At 62.5% G+C, this 16,706-nt stretch carries 15 protein-coding genes; 12 read left to right on the top strand and 3 right to left on the bottom strand.

What is annotated here, in order from left to right:
- Nucleotides 1-390 precede the first annotated feature (390 nt).
- On the bottom strand, nucleotides 391-741 hold the full coding sequence (locus AC1Z32_RS09545; protein ID WP_483478478.1) for a hypothetical protein: 351 nt from the start codon (nucleotides 739-741) through the stop codon (nucleotides 391-393).
- Nucleotides 742-1,216: 475 nt separating this feature from the next.
- Here AC1Z32_RS09545 and AC1Z32_RS09540 point away from each other — a divergent pair, with 475 nt between their 5' ends.
- The 3 genes from AC1Z32_RS09540 to AC1Z32_RS09530 all read left to right on the top strand — a co-directional run bounded on the left by AC1Z32_RS09540 (nucleotide 1,217) and on the right by AC1Z32_RS09530 (nucleotide 3,411).
- Nucleotides 1,217-1,750 carry a hypothetical protein gene (locus AC1Z32_RS09540; protein ID WP_483478477.1) on the top strand — a complete coding sequence of 178 codons (534 nt, stop codon included), beginning with the start codon at nucleotides 1,217-1,219 and terminating at the stop codon, nucleotides 1,748-1,750.
- Nucleotides 1,751-2,110: 360 nt separating this feature from the next.
- The gene (locus tag AC1Z32_RS09535) at nucleotides 2,111-2,626 is read left to right on the top strand and encodes a DUF3455 domain-containing protein (RefSeq protein ID WP_483478476.1); all 516 of its coding nucleotides are present in this window, start codon (nucleotides 2,111-2,113) and stop codon (nucleotides 2,624-2,626) included.
- 515 nt (nucleotides 2,627-3,141) lie between these two features.
- A complete protein-coding gene (locus AC1Z32_RS09530) occupies nucleotides 3,142-3,411 on the top strand; it encodes a DUF3140 domain-containing protein (protein WP_483478475.1) in 270 nt (89 codons plus the stop codon).
- Between the two features lie 73 nt (nucleotides 3,412-3,484).
- Here the strand turns inward: AC1Z32_RS09530 and AC1Z32_RS09525 are convergent, their stop codons facing one another.
- Entirely contained in the window at nucleotides 3,485-4,474 is a 990-nt protein-coding gene (locus AC1Z32_RS09525; protein ID WP_483478474.1) for a LacI family DNA-binding transcriptional regulator, read from the bottom strand.
- Between the two features lie 206 nt (nucleotides 4,475-4,680).
- Between AC1Z32_RS09525 and AC1Z32_RS09520 the strand changes: the two genes are divergently transcribed.
- Both AC1Z32_RS09520 and AC1Z32_RS09515 read left to right on the top strand, forming a co-directional pair.
- Entirely contained in the window at nucleotides 4,681-6,930 is a 2,250-nt protein-coding gene (locus tag AC1Z32_RS09520; protein WP_483478473.1) for a beta-glucosidase, read from the top strand.
- A 478-nt stretch (nucleotides 6,931-7,408) separates the two neighbouring features.
- Nucleotides 7,409-7,576, top strand: a complete 168-nt coding sequence (locus tag AC1Z32_RS09515) for a hypothetical protein (RefSeq protein WP_483478811.1) — start codon at nucleotides 7,409-7,411, stop codon at nucleotides 7,574-7,576.
- 554 nt (nucleotides 7,577-8,130) lie between these two features.
- Here the strand turns inward: AC1Z32_RS09515 and AC1Z32_RS09510 are convergent.
- Nucleotides 8,131-9,018 (bottom strand): LysR substrate-binding domain-containing protein, encoded by an 888-nt coding sequence (locus AC1Z32_RS09510; protein ID WP_483478472.1) that lies wholly within the window; start codon nucleotides 9,016-9,018, stop codon nucleotides 8,131-8,133.
- A 127-nt stretch (nucleotides 9,019-9,145) separates the two neighbouring features.
- Here AC1Z32_RS09510 and argH point away from each other — a divergent pair, with 127 nt between their 5' ends.
- Genes argH through AC1Z32_RS09475 form a run of 7 tightly spaced genes read left to right on the top strand, consistent with a single transcriptional unit; the run spans nucleotide 9,146 to nucleotide 16,208 of the window.
- Complete coding sequence (gene argH / locus AC1Z32_RS09505; protein WP_483478471.1) at nucleotides 9,146-10,579, top strand: argininosuccinate lyase; 1,434 nt, start codon at nucleotides 9,146-9,148, stop codon at nucleotides 10,577-10,579.
- Nucleotides 10,573-11,442, top strand: coding sequence for an amino acid ABC transporter permease (locus tag AC1Z32_RS09500; RefSeq protein WP_483478470.1), 870 nt, complete (start codon nucleotides 10,573-10,575; stop codon nucleotides 11,440-11,442). The genes argH and AC1Z32_RS09500 overlap by 7 nt, the downstream gene beginning before the upstream one ends.
- 10 nt (nucleotides 11,443-11,452) lie before the next feature.
- The gene (locus tag AC1Z32_RS09495; protein ID WP_483478469.1) at nucleotides 11,453-12,229 is read left to right on the top strand and encodes an amino acid ABC transporter ATP-binding protein; all 777 of its coding nucleotides are present in this window, start codon (nucleotides 11,453-11,455) and stop codon (nucleotides 12,227-12,229) included.
- A 47-nt stretch (nucleotides 12,230-12,276) separates the two neighbouring features.
- Nucleotides 12,277-13,113: an ABC transporter substrate-binding protein gene (locus tag AC1Z32_RS09490; protein ID WP_483478468.1), complete on the top strand. Its 837-nt coding sequence runs from the start codon at nucleotides 12,277-12,279 to the stop codon at nucleotides 13,111-13,113.
- Nucleotides 13,100-13,957 (top strand): polysaccharide deacetylase family protein, encoded by an 858-nt coding sequence (locus tag AC1Z32_RS09485; protein WP_483478467.1) that lies wholly within the window; start codon nucleotides 13,100-13,102, stop codon nucleotides 13,955-13,957. The genes AC1Z32_RS09490 and AC1Z32_RS09485 overlap by 14 nt, the downstream gene beginning before the upstream one ends.
- Complete coding sequence (locus AC1Z32_RS09480; protein ID WP_483478466.1) at nucleotides 13,954-14,835, top strand: polysaccharide deacetylase family protein; 882 nt, start codon at nucleotides 13,954-13,956, stop codon at nucleotides 14,833-14,835. Before AC1Z32_RS09485 ends, AC1Z32_RS09480 begins: the two co-directional genes overlap by 4 nt.
- Complete coding sequence (locus tag AC1Z32_RS09475; RefSeq protein ID WP_483478465.1) at nucleotides 14,832-16,208, top strand: MmgE/PrpD family protein; 1,377 nt, start codon at nucleotides 14,832-14,834, stop codon at nucleotides 16,206-16,208. Before AC1Z32_RS09480 ends, AC1Z32_RS09475 begins: the two co-directional genes overlap by 4 nt.
- Nucleotides 16,209-16,706: the final 498 nt, after the last annotated feature.

Genomic DNA, 16,706 nt, shown 5'->3' with positions numbered 1-16,706 from the left:
GCGTGAGTCGTTACCCGGCACAGGAAGCGCCGTTCGTCTTGGCGCTTGATGTGACATTCGACAGTCGGCTCCGCCCTGTTTACCGGACCTTTGCGTGCCAATCGTGCCCGTCGCGTTGGTGAACGTAGAGCTCGTTTGCGAAAGCGTGCCGCCCGCGATGCGATGCGCGCACGCAGTTCTCCGCAGCGACGGGCAAAGACGTCCAGAACATTGAAGCACTGGCACATTCCGGGGCAAAGCGCCAGCCGACGCGGGACGCGTTTAGACAGAAGTCAACGCCAGAGCGATGCCCCGCAGTGGACGTAATTGCACATCGTGGCCTTTGGATCGGCTCCACTTGCGCGGGATAGCTACTATTCTTTTAGCTAGTCGTCTGCGAACCGGCTCGCATCAATCGTGACGTTCAGCGTCGGGACCAGGTACCGGGATAGTCCACTCATCCACCGCTTCCCCCGCTTCAGGTTCGCGCTCTCGCCGAAGTTCCAGGATGCGCCCGTGAGCGACAACGACTTTCAGGTCGAATCTCACGCCTTTTCGGAAGTGGAACAAATAAGCCGTGAAGGAGGCTGTGTCACTGGCAAAGTAATCGTCGTTCAGAAACTGTCGGCGCGCGACACGTCCATCGCTTGCCACCCAATAATCGGCCATGGCGCAATCGAGCGACTTTGTCTGCCACTCCTTTCTCGGCAGGTCTTCGGGGAACGGCTCGAAATCCTGAGAAAACTCGAATATATCGTTCATCCTCGCGCGCGGCTTTGCTGGTGTTAGCGTCGACCAAGGTCAGCATAGCCTCCTCAGTCTCCGAGTTGGAACAGCAAAACCAGTTGGCGCCGCCTCCGCGCGACAGCATGCTCCAAGCGCGGCGTGGCCCTAACCCGTCCGCATCAGGCGGCTGTCGGGCCCTGAAGCGACATTCTCCCGTTCCGTCGCACGGAAGTTCATGAGTCGGCTCCGCACCACCAACGGCCTGTCGATTCGCGAAGATAAACCTGGCTTCATCGGCCAGGTTGCGGGCCAGTGGCTTGCAGGATCGGCAACGACCGGTGCCTGCGAGTTCGCTTTTCAGGAATGTGAGCTGTTAAGCCCTTGCAAATGGAGGGTAAGTTGCATATGTTGAACCTCTGTTTGCGCGGCTTGTAAAGCCAGTCTCCCACAATCGACTGATCACGCAAAAACGCGTTCAGATAACGGGCGAAGCGTCGCCAAAGAAGAGACTATGCCATGGGAAGCGATACTAGCGGGCGCCACGGGCGGGGCGGCAATCCTCATCGTGGCGGTGCTCGTTCTCGGGAAAATTTTCGCTGAGTGGATCGCTGGAATGGCAACGAAAGAGTTCGAGAGTAAGTTGAAGCTCGCAGAAGAATCCTACAAGGCATCCTTGGCTCTTACTGGTGCCATTGATACGGATCTCAGGAATAAGCGAGTTCCCGTCTATGCCGAGCTTTGGGCAAAAACTGGGATGTTGCCGATGTGGCCTTGGAACACCGAACTTGAATATAAGGACCTTCAGCAGCTCACCCACGATTTTCGAGACTGGTATTTCAAGCAAGGTGGAATGTATCTTTCCAGAAGTGCCCGAGACGGATATTTCGACGTCCAGAAATCGATTAATGCTGTTCTTGAGAAAGATCAGGCGGGCCGGGTGTCACACGAAGACTACGAGGCGATCCGGGCTAAATGCAGTGCGCTGCGGACTGAACTCGCCACAGATCTTCTGTCTAGGAGAGACGCTCCCTCACTAAAAAGCTGAAGAACCGATCTGATGCAAATGCGCGTTGGAGTGTTGTCGGATCGGCGACGCGAGATGATTGGCATCCCAACGCAGAGGCCCATTGTCGCGAGGCTCGTCGCAGCCCAAATCGCCATGCGTCGGCGGAGCTTAACTATCCACGTATGTGTGAAGGACACGTACGGAGCGTGTCTATGGTGGGCGGGAAAGACGGGCGTCAGTTGCACGTTCCGGATTTCCAGCAAGTCCGCCGCGCTCTGCATCGCAGAACGGAGCATAGCGCAGGCGATTACGCGTAACATCCCGATTATGAAATCGTCGGCCGACATCTCTGGTCGTGGGCCAATTCGCGTCGGACTACATCTCTTCAGGGAGAGACCTATGTTCAGGAGCATTTTGCGATCAGGCTTCTTCCCCGCCGTTATTGCAATGATAGTGGCCGCATGTGGGACAGCATCTGAACATTCTGGCCAGGCTTCCATCGATCCGCCTCAAGCGGTGCGCATCATGACGTTGGTAGCGTCCGGCGTGCAGACTTACTCGTGTGAGTTCGACGCGCAGCATCATTTGGAATGGGCGTTCAAGAGTCCGCAAGCAACGCTGTTCGATGCGAGCGGCCGTCCCGCGGTCCGGCATGGCGCGGGGCCGTCCTGGGAAGCAGACGACGGAAGCCGGATCGTAGGCCGTGTGCTCACACAGAAGCCCAGCGAAACGCCCGCGAGCATACCGCAACTGTTGCTCGAAACTCGCAGCACATCCGGAATCGGCACACTTTCGGTTGTCCGATATGTCCAGCGAGTGAATACCGTTGGCGGGTTGAAGCCGGCGGCATCGTGTTCGACGGAACATGAAATCGGCAGTTCGCCCTACCTTGCAGACTATGTTTTTTATCGATAGTGGCGCCGGTTCTTCGAATGTTCGTTTTCGTTAAGCCAAACGAACAACCTCGTTGTTTCTAGCCAATCGATGGACATCACCATCCCTGTACGGTTGAGGCGGGGACGCGTTCTGGCGCGCGCGGCAAACGGCCACTGAGCCACGCCAACGTGGGCGGGAAAGGTGTCGTCCCACCAGAGGCGCCCGCGTTTGCGTGACCGAATTGACGGGCAGTAGTCCCTCAATACTGGAACAATGCGCGCGGCTCGAACGTAGCGCCGTGACGACCACCAGGTAGACGCGCCGGCCTAGGATTCGCACCGAGCCCGGCGTCGTGCGTTTGCCGCAGTCAGCGCAGCACGGACTCTGGCGCGTGCTGCAGTCCGGGCGCGCCGCCGGCGGGCATCCCCGCGCATTGCGGGAACAGTCGGCGCGGTCGAGCGGCTCCAAAATGGCAGCCGCAATTCTCCCGGGCGGTTTGCATCGGGTCTTCGTCAGCGCAGCAGGTTAAAGAATGCTCGCGTTCGTAGCACGGGATGGCACCCCGTGACGACTATGCGCACATGCGCAAGATGATCGGCTACGTGAAGCGGCGTCTCGCGCAACGTCGGCACGAAGTCGAACATTCACGCTGGCGCTATTCGCTGATGAACTGGGGCCACGATCCGCTGAAGCGATCTAACGACAGGCGAACGCGCCTTTACGGGAAACCCCTTAGAAGAAAAAAATGGTCAGCAATCTCAAAACTCGATACTCTGGGTAACCGTTTTCCCAAACCCATATTGGGAGCTTCCTTTCTCATCTAATGCACACGCCTTGCGTCTTGCGCGGGGCGTGCGGAAACACTCATGCCTTGAAAAAGAAGCGACAGCGCGAGACTCAAGCGGCATGCGTCGACTCGCGCACGATCAGACACGGCTCGATGGTCACATGCTCGATCTCTTCCTTGCCGGAGAGCGCGTCGACGAGCATCTGCATCGCGATCTCGCCCATGGTTTCGCTCTGCGTATCGACACTCGTGAGTGAAGGCGCGGAGATCTCACCATAGGGCACGTTGTCGATGCCGGTCACCGCGACATCGCGCGGCACGTTGATGCCGAGCGCTGTGGCCGCCTTGATGAAGCCGAGCGCAATGAGGTCGTTGTAGCAGATGACCGCCTGCGGGCGGCGCGGCCCGAGCATCACGCGAGAGCACGCGTGCTCGCCGGCGCGCGTGGTCGGCGCGTGTGCGTCGTGTACGTCGAGTTCGAGCCCGGCCTCGGCCAGACAATCGCGCACGCCGGCAATCCGATCGTCGTTGATGCGCGCCTGCCCGAAGCCCAGATACGCGAAGTTGCGATGACCGAGGTCGAGGAGATGTCGAGTGAGCATGAAGGTGGCGAGCCGGTTGTCGATGCCGACACTCGAAATGGGCAGCTTGTCGCTGCGCCTGAGCAGGACCACGGGTTTGTCGAGGTCGAGCAACCATTGCGACTCTTCCTCCGGCAGGCGCGAACTCAGGATCAATCCGTCGACACGGCGCGCGAGCGCTTCGACGAGCGGCCGTTCGCGCGCCTGGTTTTCGTCGACATCGACGAGCAGCAACGTGTAATCGTGCCTGAGCGCCACGCGGTTCGCGCCCTTCACGACGTTGGTGAAATGCGGATTGCTGATGTCGAGGATCGTGAGACCGATGGTGCGGGTCTGCTTCGTCACCATCGAACGCGCAAGCGGATTCGACTGATAGCCGAGCTCCTCGATCGCGGCCTTGAGCTTGGCCTCGACCGGCTCGGTGAAGCGTTTCGTGCCGTTGATGTACTTGGACACGGTCGCGACGGAGACGCCGGACAGCGCCGCGACATCGCGGATGGTCGCCGAGAGTTTTTTCATGTAATAACTTTTGATCGGGCGGACCTGCACGAGCGCGCCGCGCGCATACTTCGAGTGTAAGACGCCGGACGACTCTGAGGTAGATACGGAGATTCGGCGGACGCAAGTTATCCTGGCCGCATGCGCGGGTCGAATACGTCTGCAGGGTCAGGATGACGAATTAAATGAACGTACCGAAGGTTCGATCAGACACCAGGAGGCAAGTGATGAGGAACCTTACGCTCCTGAGCGCCGTCATGACGATGTTCGTAACCGCTGGCTGCGGAGGCGGGCATGACGACAACGACGGCACGCCGGCCGTATCGAAGGCGCATGCGTGGATGAATACCTCGCTGCCGCCGCAGCAACGCACGGCGCTCCTGCTCGCCGCGATGACCTCGCAGCAGAAGATCGCCCAACTCACCGGAACGCCCGGCGTGGTGCCGGAGATTCCGTCATGCTATGGCGCGCGGCACATCAAGGGCATACCGCAACTGCAGATTCCGACGCTGCGCGTGACCAACGGACCCGTGGGCGTTGGCCAGGACGATTGCGTGTCGCCCGGTACGCCCGGCTTGCCACTCTCATCGCTGTCGAGCCCGGCTTTGGGCAAGGCGACTGCGCTGCCGTCGGGCATGGCGGTGGCGGCGTCGTTCGATACGGCGGTCGCGAGCCAGTTCGGCGACGTGATCGGCCGCGAGGCGCGCAATCTCGCACTGCACGTGCTCGAAGGCCCGGGCATGAACCTCGCGCGCAATCCCACGCTCGGGCGCAACTTCGAGTACTTCGGCGAGGACCCGATCCTGAGTGGCACGATGAGCGTCGCAGAGATCAAGGCGATTCAGTCGCACGGCGTGATCGCGATGGCCAAGCATCTGGTCGGGAACGAGCAGGAAACAAATCGAATGACGATCAACGAGAACATCGGCGACAAGACGCTGCACGAGCTCTACATGTTGCCGTTCGAGATGGCCGTGAAGGACGGCGGCGTGGCCTCGGTCATGTGCTCGTACAACTCGGTGAACGGCGCGTCGATGTGCGAGAACAAGCACATTCTCACCGAGGTGCTACGTGGCCAGTGGCGCTTCCCGGGTTACGTGCAGTCGGATTTCTTCGCGACCCACAGCACGGCGAACACGATGCTCGCCGGCCTCGACAACGAAATGCCGGGCATCGACGTCGGACCGGTCACGGCCTGGTGGACGCCGGCCAAAATCAACGCCGCCCTTTCGGCGGGACAGATCAAGCAATCGAATATCGATACCGCGCTCCGGCGCCGCTACACGCAGATGTTCAGGCTCGGCATCTTCGATCGGCCCGTCGCGCAGACGGCGATCGACGAGGCGCGGGACGGCGCGATCGCGCGTGCGATCGGGGAGCAGTCGGCGGTCCTGCTCAAGAACAAGAACAATCTGCTCCCCTTCCATGCGAAAGCGATTCGCTCCGTCGCGCTCATCGGCCAGGCCCCGTATGCGACCAAGGCCGTCTCTGGCTGCTGTGGCGGCAGCTCCGATGTGGTTCCGCTTTACACGGTCACGCCGCTCGAAGGCGTGCAGAGTGCGCTGAAGCAGGCGGGATCGGCGGCGAGCGCGAGCCTCACGGTCGTAGCGGACGACAACAGCAATCTGGCGGCGGCCGTCGCTGTGGCGAAGCGCGCCGATGTCGTGATCGTGCTGGCGGGCACCATCGCGGAGGAGGGGGAGGACCGGCCGAGCATCGAACTCTCCAACAATCAGGACGCGATCATTGCGGCCGTGGCGGCGGCGAATCCGCGCACGGCGGTCGTGATGAAGGACAACGCGTCGGCGCTGATGCCGTGGATCGATCGGGTGCCGGCTGTGCTCGAGACCTGGTTCCCGGGACAGGAGGACGGCAACATCATGGCGAATCTCGTGTTCGGCATGGCGAATCCGTCGGGCAAGCTGCCCGTCACGTTCCCGAAAAAGGCGGGCGACTGGCCCGCGAACACGCCAGCGCAATATCCGGGCGTGACCGTCAATGGCCAGCCGACCGTCATATATTCGGAGGGCTTGCAGATCGGCTATCGCTGGTACGACGCGCAGAACGTGAAGCCGCTGTTCGCCTTCGGGCATGGTCTGTCATACACGAGCTTCAAAATGTCGAACCTGCAGGTAAGCCCGCAATCGTCGGATGGCACGAAGCCCGTCACTGTATCAGTCGATGTCGAGAACAGCGGCAAGGTCGCGGGCGCGGAAGTGCCGCAGGTGTATCTGTCCTTGCCGGCGGGTCTCGGACAGCCGCCGAAGCGCCTCGTCGGCTTCCAGAAGGTCATGCTCGCGTCGGGGGAGAAGAAGACGGTGCAGATCGTCATCGATCCGAACGCGGCGAGTCATCCGCTCGGCACGTGGGACACGGCCTCGCAGCAGTGGAAGACGGCGGGCGGGCAGTATCAGGTGCTGGTGGGCGATGCGTCGGATAACCTGTCGCTGAATGCGGCGTTGTCGGTCGGGAAATAGGCGCGGTGAATCGAGGCCGGCCGCTCGGGTGCTTAGCCGGGCGGCTGGCCCCGTTTGACGGTTTTTTTGAGTTGTTTATGATGGTTCGCGTCGCGTCAAAGCCGTGAGTCCCTGACGGCATGCGCTCGCTGTGTATGGCTTCAACGAACGATAGTACGTCTGGAGAAAATAGGTTATGAAGTTCGTGCCATACATCGTCGAAAAGGCGATGTGGACACTTAGCCGTCACCTCTGTAGAACGTTCATCGATCTGGCGCTCTCGGCCAGAAGGGGGACCTTCGTCAGCGCTCTCGGTCGGCCGAACTAGCGGCCGTTCCAGAGCTCAGTAGCCTCGGCTGGAAGCAAATCCGGCGGAGGGCGCAGCGGAAATTCGCAGAGCACTCAAGCGGGCGCGGCAGACCATCGACAGGTTTCCCGCGAGGGAACTGCTCAAGCACGACGGCAATTCCTCGGGCAGAGACAGCGGCAACGCACCAACATCTGGCGCGAAGTAGGGACGCGGAGAATTCACGAATCACGGGCATCCCTCGAGAAGGGCGCAATCGTCGTTGTTCGTCCTGGTCAGTATGTTTCGAAGGTACTCCCGTTGGACGCGCACGATCGACTTACAGAGTTTTTCGGAAAGTTCCTGTTGGATCGCAGCTAACTTTGAAGAACCCTTAAGCGTCTGCCGATGTTCTATGAGTAGCGGGTCCGAAGTCACATAGACGGAAGATGACGCGCTCTTGTTTCGACAAGACTTTGCCGATGGACGCATCGTGAGGGGCGTCGCCATGAGAACCGTCACCACTTTCATGAGCGACTGCCCCCGTTCTCCGAGAAAGGATCGACCGGTGCACTCTATGCAACGACATCTCTCAAACGAAAAAGCCGATTTGGCTCGCGGTTGTCGACATCTCGGCATGTCTGTGCGGGCATAGGCTCAGCCCACCGTCGATCCGATTGGATCTCAGTTTCGCCGGTGCCTCGTGTCTTCGTAAAGATGAGAGATCTATTTGCAGTTTCGTCGCTCAGTCGAAACACGCTCTCGTCCCAATACTTTCCGATCAAGAACGTATTTCACAAAAACTTGTTCGTGGCATCGAAGCCGGGCGAATCGGAGATGGCGCTAGGAGCACATGCCCCAATAAAAAGAATCCTCTGATCAACGTGGGCGTGGCGGAGATCCAAGTGGCCGATTTGATTGCGCGAGGCAAAGGCTCATGCCGACTCGCTCAGGTGCTGTTCGAGCCACAAGACGAACACGGACGCGAGCGGCGAATCCGCGCGCTCCGGCGGCCGCACGATGTGATACGGATGCCGCGACGGCACCGTTGCCTTGAACGGCCGCACGAGCGTGCCCTCGACAAGATCGTCGCGCACGGAGATGCTGTCGCCGAGCGCGACACCCTGACCGTGCAGGGCGGCTTCGACCGCGATATGCGCGTTGCCGATCTCCAGAATGCGCATGCGTTCGGGATGTTCCACCTTCGCTTCCATCAGCCAGCGCATCCACGAACCCGCGTGCTCGCAGAACAGCGCATAGTGGCGCAGGTCGTCGGGTGAGCGGATCGCCTTCGGGCCGTTCATCAACGCGGGACTCACCACCGGATAGAGCGACGGATGCTCGATCAGCGTGACCGTGCGGTCCTTCCAGTGCGCCTCGCCGTAGCGGATGCAGACGTCCACGTCAGGCGAATAGACTTCCTTGTCGTCGTTCGACGGAATCAGCTTGAGCTTGATCGCCGGATAGCGATGCAGAAAGTCGCCGATATGCCGCGCGAGCCAGCGCGAGGTAAACGACAGCGGCGCCGACACGACGAGATCCCCCGCGACGACCGTCTCGCCCACCTTCGCGACCGCCGTGGCGATCATCTCGAACGCGCCGCGCACCGAGGGCAACAGCGCTTCGCCCGCCGGCGTGAGCTTGAGCCGCGCCCGCGAGCGCACGAACAGCTCGACGCCGAGTGATTCTTCCAGCACGCGCACCTGATGACTGACCGCACTGGCCGTGACGTTCAGTTCTTCGGCGGCTTTGGCGACCGTGGCATGGCGCGCGGTCGCCTCGAAGGCGCGCAGCGGATTGAGCGGCGGCAGGCGGCTACGCATGATCGTTCGACAGGTTCACAGTCGAGATGCTGAGAAAAATTTCATTAAAGCAGGTTCAAAATCTCGCTACAAACAAAAAAATTGTAGGCCTATGCTCGTCGTGAACTCAACGTGACGAGGACGAGGCATGAAGGTGACGGAAGGTACCGAACGGCTTTGGGGTGGACGTTTCAGATCCGCGCCGGCGGCAGAGCTCAAGGCGCTATCGCGCTCCGAGGAAAGCTTTTTCAGGCTCGCGCCGTATGATCTGGCCGGCTCGAAAGCGCATGCGCGCGAACTGCACCGCGCGGGCGTGCTGAACGCGGACGAACTGCAAAGCCTGCTCGATGAGATGGAGCAGGTGCGCGCCGAATTCGTCGAAGGGCGGCTTGCGCCGTCGCCGCACGACGAGGACGTGCATACGTTCCTCGAGCGTGTGCTGACGGAGCGCCTGGGCGCGGCGGGCGCGAAGCTGCGCGCGGGACGCTCGCGCAACGACCAGGCCGCCAACGACCTGCGCCTGTTCCTGCGGGACAAGGCGCGCAAGATCGCTCGCGATGTGATCGCGCTGCAAGACGCGCTCGTCGCTCAGGCGCAGGCGCATCTGCGCAGCTACAGCACGGGCTTCACGCATCTGCAGCCGGCGCAGCCCGTGGTGTTCGCGCATCAGTTGCTGGCGCATGCGCAGGCGTTCTATCGCGACGTCGATCGCCTGATCGACTGGGACCTGCGCAGCGCGCGCTCGCCGCTCGGCGCGGCGGCGCTCGCGGGCTCGGCCATCTGCGTGAACCCGGCGCTCTCCGCAAGCGAGCTCGGCTACGACGCGCCCTGCGAAAACTCGATCGACGCCGTCGCGGCGCGCGATCACGTCGCGGAATTCCTGTTCGTGACGAGCATGCTGGCGGTGGACCTGTCGCGTCTCTCGGAGGAAGTGATTCTCTGGACCTCGCGCCAGTTCCGCTGGGTCGAACTCGACGACGGCTATGCGACCGGCAGCTCGATCATGCCGCAGAAGAAGAATCCCGATATCGCCGAACTCACGCGAGGCAAGGCGGGGCGTCTGATCGGCAATCTGAGCGGCTTGCTCGCGACGCTCAAGTCACTGCCGCTCGCGTACAACCGCGATCTTGCCGAAGACAAGAACGCCGCGTTCGACGGCATCGACACGCTCGCGCTCACGCTGCCCGCGATGGCCGGCATGATCCGCACGATGCGCGTGAATGTCGATGAATTGCGCAGGCAGGCGCCGCTCGGCTTCACGCTCGCGACCGAAGTGGCGGACTGGCTCGCGCTGGAAGGCATTCCGTTCAGCGAGGCGCACGAGATCACCGGCGCGCTGGTGCGGGCGTGCGAGGAGCGCGGCATCGAGTTGTCCGACGTGACGGCGGACATGCTCGCCAACGTCGATCCACGGCTTCATGTCGATGTGCTCGATCGCCTCACGCTCGAAGCCGCCGTCGATGCACGCAGCGGCTTCGGCGGCACGGCGCCTGCGCGCGTCGTCGAGCAGATCGATCGCCTGAAGCTGACGCTCGCGCGGCAGAGCGAATGGGCAAACGAATACGGAGGTCCGACATGTTGAGCGCAGCGGAGCAGGCGCAGCATTCGATGACGGCGGAGCAGCCGCCGCTCGAGCGCGTGCGCCGCAGGTATTGGGGCCGCTATGTGGCGTCGGCTGCGATCATCATCGTGATCGGATATATCGTCGCGGCGTTCGCGCGCGGACAGATCGAGTGGCAGACCGTCGGGCGCTTTCTGACGGCACGCACGATTCTCATGGGCCTCGCCAACACCATCGTCATGACGATTCTCGCGATGGCGTTGGGCATCGCGCTGGGCGTCATCACGGCGGTGATGCGGCTTTCCAGCAATCCGGTGCTGAGTTCCATCGCGCAAGGCTACGTCTGGCTCTTTCGCGGCACTCCGGTCATTCTGCAACTGCTCCTGTGGTTCAACCTCGCGCTCGTGTTTCCGACCATCGGCATTCCCGGCATGTTCGCGCTGCGCACGGTCGATGTCATGACGCCGTTTCTTGCGGCGCTTCTCGGGCTGGGCATCAATCAGGGAGCGTATACCTCCGAAGTGGTGCGCGCGGGACTGCTGTCTGTCGATACCGGTCAGTACGAAGCGGCGAAGTCGATCGGCATGCCGCGCCTTCAAGCACTGCGCCGCATCATTCTTCCGCAGGCGATGCGCGTGATCGTGCCGCCCATCGGCAACGAGCTCGTCAGCATGGTCAAGCTCACGTCGCTCGCGAGCGTGATCCAGTACGCGGAGATGCTGCACAACGCGCAGAACATCTACTACGCGAACGGGCGCGTGATCGAACTGCTGATCGTAGGGGCGATCTGGTATCTCGTCGTCGTCACGTTGCTTTCGTTCCTGCAGACGCGCGTCGAGCGGCGCTATGCGCGCGGCGCGGGCCGGGCGTCGAGCCGTCAGTGAGGAGACACGCATGAATCCAGGGTTGAATCCAGTCGTGCGCGCATCGGACGTGCGCAAATCGTTCGGCGAGTTCCAGGCGTTGAAGGGCATCACGCTCGATGTCGCCGAGGGCGAAGTGCTGTGCATCATCGGGCCTTCGGGCTCGGGCAAGAGCACCTTGCTTCGTTGCATCAATCAGCTCGAAACCATCAGCGACGGCTCGCTCCGGGTGAAGGGCGAACTGCTCGGTTACCGGCAAACGGGCAACAGGCTCCATGAACTCTCGGAGAAGGAGATCGCGCGGCAGCGTCTCGCGACCGCGATGGTCTTCCAGCGCTTCAATCTCTTCCCGCACATGACGGCGCTGGAGAACGTGATCGAAGGCCCGGTGCATGTGCTCAAGCGGCCGCGCTCGGAAGCCGTGACGGAAGCGCGCGCGCTGCTCGATCGCGTCGGGCTCGGTCACAAGTGCGATGCGTTTCCCGTGGAGTTGTCGGGAGGCCAGCAGCAGCGCGTGGCCATCGCGCGCGCGCTCGCGATGCATCCGCAACTGCTGCTGTTCGACGAACCCACGTCCGCGCTCGATCCCGAACTTGTCGGTGAAGTGCTCGCCGTGATGCGCGGTCTCGCGCAAAGCGGCATCACGATGATCGTCGTCACTCACGAACTGGGCTTCGCGCGCGAAGTGGCGAATCGTGTCGTATTCATGGATCAGGGGCAGATCGTCGAGGCGGGACCGCCGGAGCAGGTGCTGTCCGAACCGCGTCATGCGCGCACGCGCGATTTCATTTCGGCCGTGCTGGCCTGAGAACCTCTGAAGGTCATTCAAACAATCGATTCCGGAGCGAGCATTTCATGAAAGCCACTCTTCGTTTGCAAAGCCTCTGTGCACTGGTGTGCGCCGTCGCGCTGCTGCATGTCGATGTCGCCGCCGCGCAGACGTCCGCGCCCGGCAAGAAGGAAATCGTCGCCGCCGTGGTGCCGAACTATCCGCCGTTCGAATTCAAGGATCCCGAAACCGACAAGCTGACCGGCTTCGACATCGATCTCGGCGAAGCGCTCGCCGCGAAGATGGGCGTGAAGATGGTGTGGCAGGAAACGAGCTTCGATCAGATGCTGAGCGCGCTCGCGACAAGGCGCGTCGACATTATTTTGTCGGGCATGACGGATATTCCCGAGCGGCGCGCGTCGGTGAACTTCCTCGATTATCTGAAGAGCGGTCCGCAGTTCTATGCGCTGAAGACGCGCGCGGGCGATTTCCCCAACATGGATGCGCTCTGCGGCAAGACGATCGGTTCGAGCCGGCGCACGTCGTTCCCGACGAACATCAAGTTGTGGAGCGACGAGCATTGCGTGAAGACGGGCAAGAAGGCGATCGCGGTCGTCGGCACCGATGGTTCGTCGGACGCGCGCATGCAACTGCGTCAGGGACGGCTCGACGCAGCCGTGCAGGGCGGCGAAACCATGCCGTATCAGAACAAGATCGATCAGAACGCCTATGTGACGATCGGGGCGCCGTTCATGTCGCAATACATGGGCGTCGGCATGGCGAAGGACAACGCGGCCGTCAACGACGCTGTGTCGAAGGCCTTCGATCAGCTGATCGCCGACGGCACGTATCAAAAGATTCTCGCCAAGTGGGGCTTGCAGGAACAAGGCGTGCAAAAGGCGCTGATCAATGCGAGCAACTGAGCGTCGTATCGACGCGATGCCGCGCTGGCCCGGTGGCAGGCGTTCGTGTGTCGCGCTCGCGTTCGATCTCGATGGCCCGACCGGGGGCGCCATGCTCGACGGCTCGATCTGGCGCAATCCCTCGTACTTCACGCTGGGCGCCTATGGGCCGTGGCGCGCGCTCGGCAGGATTCTCGATGTGCTCCGCGAACGCGGCGTGCGCGCGACGTTCTTCATACCCGCGTGGGTGATGGAGAACTGGCCGTCGCAATGCCGCGAGATCGTGCGCGGCGGTCATGAAGTCGCGTATCACGGTTACCGGCACGAGGCGTTCTGGACGCTCACGCCGCGGTGCCAGCGCGAAGTCATGGAGATATCGATGCAACTGTTCGAGCGGCATCTCGGCGTGCGTCCGGTCGGTTTTCGCACGCCGTCGGGTGACTGGACCGTCGAGACCGCCGGCATTCTCGCGGAGTTCGGCGTGCGCTATTCGAGCTCGATGCGCGGCGACGATCGTCCCTATGTGCTCGATGCGAACAGCGGCCTGATCGAGATTCCCGCGCGCTGGGAGCTGGACGATTACGCATCGCTCGCGTATCAGCGCAGGCCGGACTTTCCGGCGGGCCTCGATCGTATCGCGAGCTACGAGACGACGCTCGACAACTGGCGCAGCGAGTTCGACGGCTCGCATGACGAGGGACTCTGCATGACCACGCTGTTTCATCCGAAGGTGTCAGGCAAGCCGGGGCGCATCGCGCTCATCGAGGGTTTGATCGATCACATGCTTGCGGCGGGCGACGTGTGGTTCGCAACCGGCAGCGAAGTCGCCGACTGGTGGCGTTCGAGCGGGCAGGCGAGCGCATGACGAACGATGCGAAATGGCCCGGCGGCACGCGCTGTGCGGTGATTCTCACCGTTGATTTCAACGACGATCTGGGCATTCGCACGCAGGCCCCGGATATCGGGGGCCGCGAGAAATCGCTGTCCGTGTGGCGCTATGGCGCAAAGCGCGGCGTGGATCGCCTGCTCGCGACGTTCGCTGAATTCGATGTGCCTTCGAGCTGGTTCGTGCCCGGACAGGTCGCGCGTACGCATCGCGATCTCGTTGCGCGCATCGACGCGGCGGGTCACGAGATCGGTATGAGTGGCGAGGCCTGCGAGGACTTCGATGCACTCGATCTCGCGCAGCAGAAGCACGCCTTCGACAGCGGTCATGCGGCGCTCACCGCAAGCCTGGGTCGCCCGCCCGAGGGCTTTCGACCGTTCACCGGCAACTGGGCGCCGGGCTTCGCCGCGCATCTGCATGCGCGTGGAATCGCGTGGACTTCGACGTGGCATGGCGACGACCTGCCTTACTACCATCACGATGCGCCGCTGATCGAACTGCCGCTGCACGCGGAACTCGAAGACGAGCCTTACTTCGCGTTCAATCTCGCGCCGCCGGTACCGGCCGGCCAGTCGCGCATCGCGTCGTATCGCGAAGTGCTCGGCAACTGGACGCGCGACTTCGAGGCGTTTCATCGCTTCGGCCTGTGCTTCGTGATGCGGCTGCATCCGGAGATCCTCGGGACGGCGGGGCGCATCGGCGTGCTGCGGGACTTGCTCGCGACCATGCGCGCACGCGGCGATGTCTGGTTCGCGACCGGCGCGCAGGCCGCATCATGGTGGCGCGAGCGATGCCGCGCCAACGAGCCCGGACATCCGGTCGAGATCTTCGAGCGTCACAGGAGCACCATCGTATGAACATGCGGGAGCACTTGCTGGCGGAACGGCTCGCGAACTTCATCGCGGATTCGTCGTTCGATGATCTGCCTCATGAGATCGTCGAGAAAGCGAAACGGCATCTGCTCGATACGCTCGGCGCGGCGCTCGCGGGCGCGCGCACGGAGCCGGCGCGCGTTGCGCGTGCGGTGATGGACTCGACCGGCGAAGCCGTCATCTGGGGCACATCGCGACGTGCGCATGCGCGCGATGCCGCGTTCATCAACGGCGTCGCGGCGCACGCGCTCGAACTCGACGACTCCGGCGGTTGCGATCACTCGGGCGCGGTCGTCGTGCCGGCGGTTTTCGCGGCGCTCGGACGGGTCGAGCGGACCGTTTCAGGCAGGGAGTTGCTGCACGCGATCGTGCTCGGCTATGACATCGCGCGGCGCGTGCTCGAAGCGTGCGGCGGCTACTCGGCGCACAACGGGCGCGGCTGGCATTCGACGATGACCTGCGGCGTGTTCGGCGCCGCCGCCGCGAGCGCGCGCGTGCTCGGACTCGATGCGCGCGGCGCCGGCGCGGCGCTCGGACACGCGGCGAGCTTCGCGGGGGGACTCTGGGGCTTCATCCACGACGGGTCGCAGACCAAGCGCCTGCATTCCGGACGCGCGGCGGAAGGCGGCCTCACGGCGGCGCTGCTCGCGGCGGAGGGCGTGAGCGGCGCGAGCCATGTTTTCGAGGACGTGTGGGGCGGTTTCCTGCGCACGTTCGCGGCGGATTCGGCAGACGCCGATGCGCTCCTCGCGGAGCTCGGCGCGAACTGGAAGATCATGCGCTGTTCGATCAAGCCGCATGCGTGCTGCCGCAGCATTCATGGGGCGCTGGATGCGCTCGTGGAACTGGCGGGCGGCGGTCCCGTCACACAGGTGCGCGTCAGACTCAGCGCCTTCGTGCACGGAATGTGCGGCGACCGCAAGCCGGTCAATCTGGCATCGGCGCAAATGAGCATGCCCTATGCGCTCGCCGCCGCGCTCGTGTTCGGCCATGCGGGCATCGAGGCGTTCGTCGAACGGGCGCGCACGGACGCGCGCGTCGCGTCGATGATCGAGCGGATCGTCCTCGAACCGGATGCAGCGCTCGCCGATCTCGACGAACCCGAAGTCACCGTCACGTATGCCGACGGCTCGGTGCGTTCGCTTCAGGCGACGATTCCGCTGGGCGACCCGCGCCGCCCCCTGGACGATACGCAACTGCTGACGAAATACCGGAGTCTCGTGGCCGATGTCATCGGAAACGATGCAGCCGGTTCGTTGGCGAATGCCGTGTTGAGCGTCGAACAGTGCGCGGACGCGAAAGCGCTCGAACGCCTGCTCGCAGGGCGCGCTGGTTCTTGCAAAACCGAAATCACCTAGCGGGCGGGAAGGCGCCGAAAGTCGATCAAATCACCTTACCGGGATTCAGGATTCCCTGTGGATTGAGGGACAGCCCCTGCCTCGCCTCGTAGATCCGCAACGGCTGGGAGTTTAAAGTTACGGACACTGGTCGTATCTGATCGGCGTCCGTTCTCCTTAGAGGTCGAATTGGGCGCTCGATCAACGTTGTGTGGAACCACGAGCGTCTGAAAGCGCCGTTTTGCTGACCCGGCAGGCACCTGGACGACCGGACTTCCTACTTAAACAACCAGTCAGAAGGGCAGGAGCTACTGGAAATGGCCGCTGGCGAGGCGTTTTGCGGCCAACAGGGCGAGCGCGCTAATCTGTTGCGCGAACCGCTGGCAGAACTACCTGTTGCATTGAGAAATCACTAAATACAACGTGCGCTCCGTCCGGCCGGAAAGCCCATGGCCGCCTCAGCAAAGCGATGCTCCTGCCGATTCAGGCGAGTGCGGCACGTGAGCTCTAGTCGGCTCA

This window comes from Caballeronia sp. 11_S32 (assembly GCF_056930355.1).
This window is presented reverse-complemented; position numbering and strand designations above follow the sequence as displayed.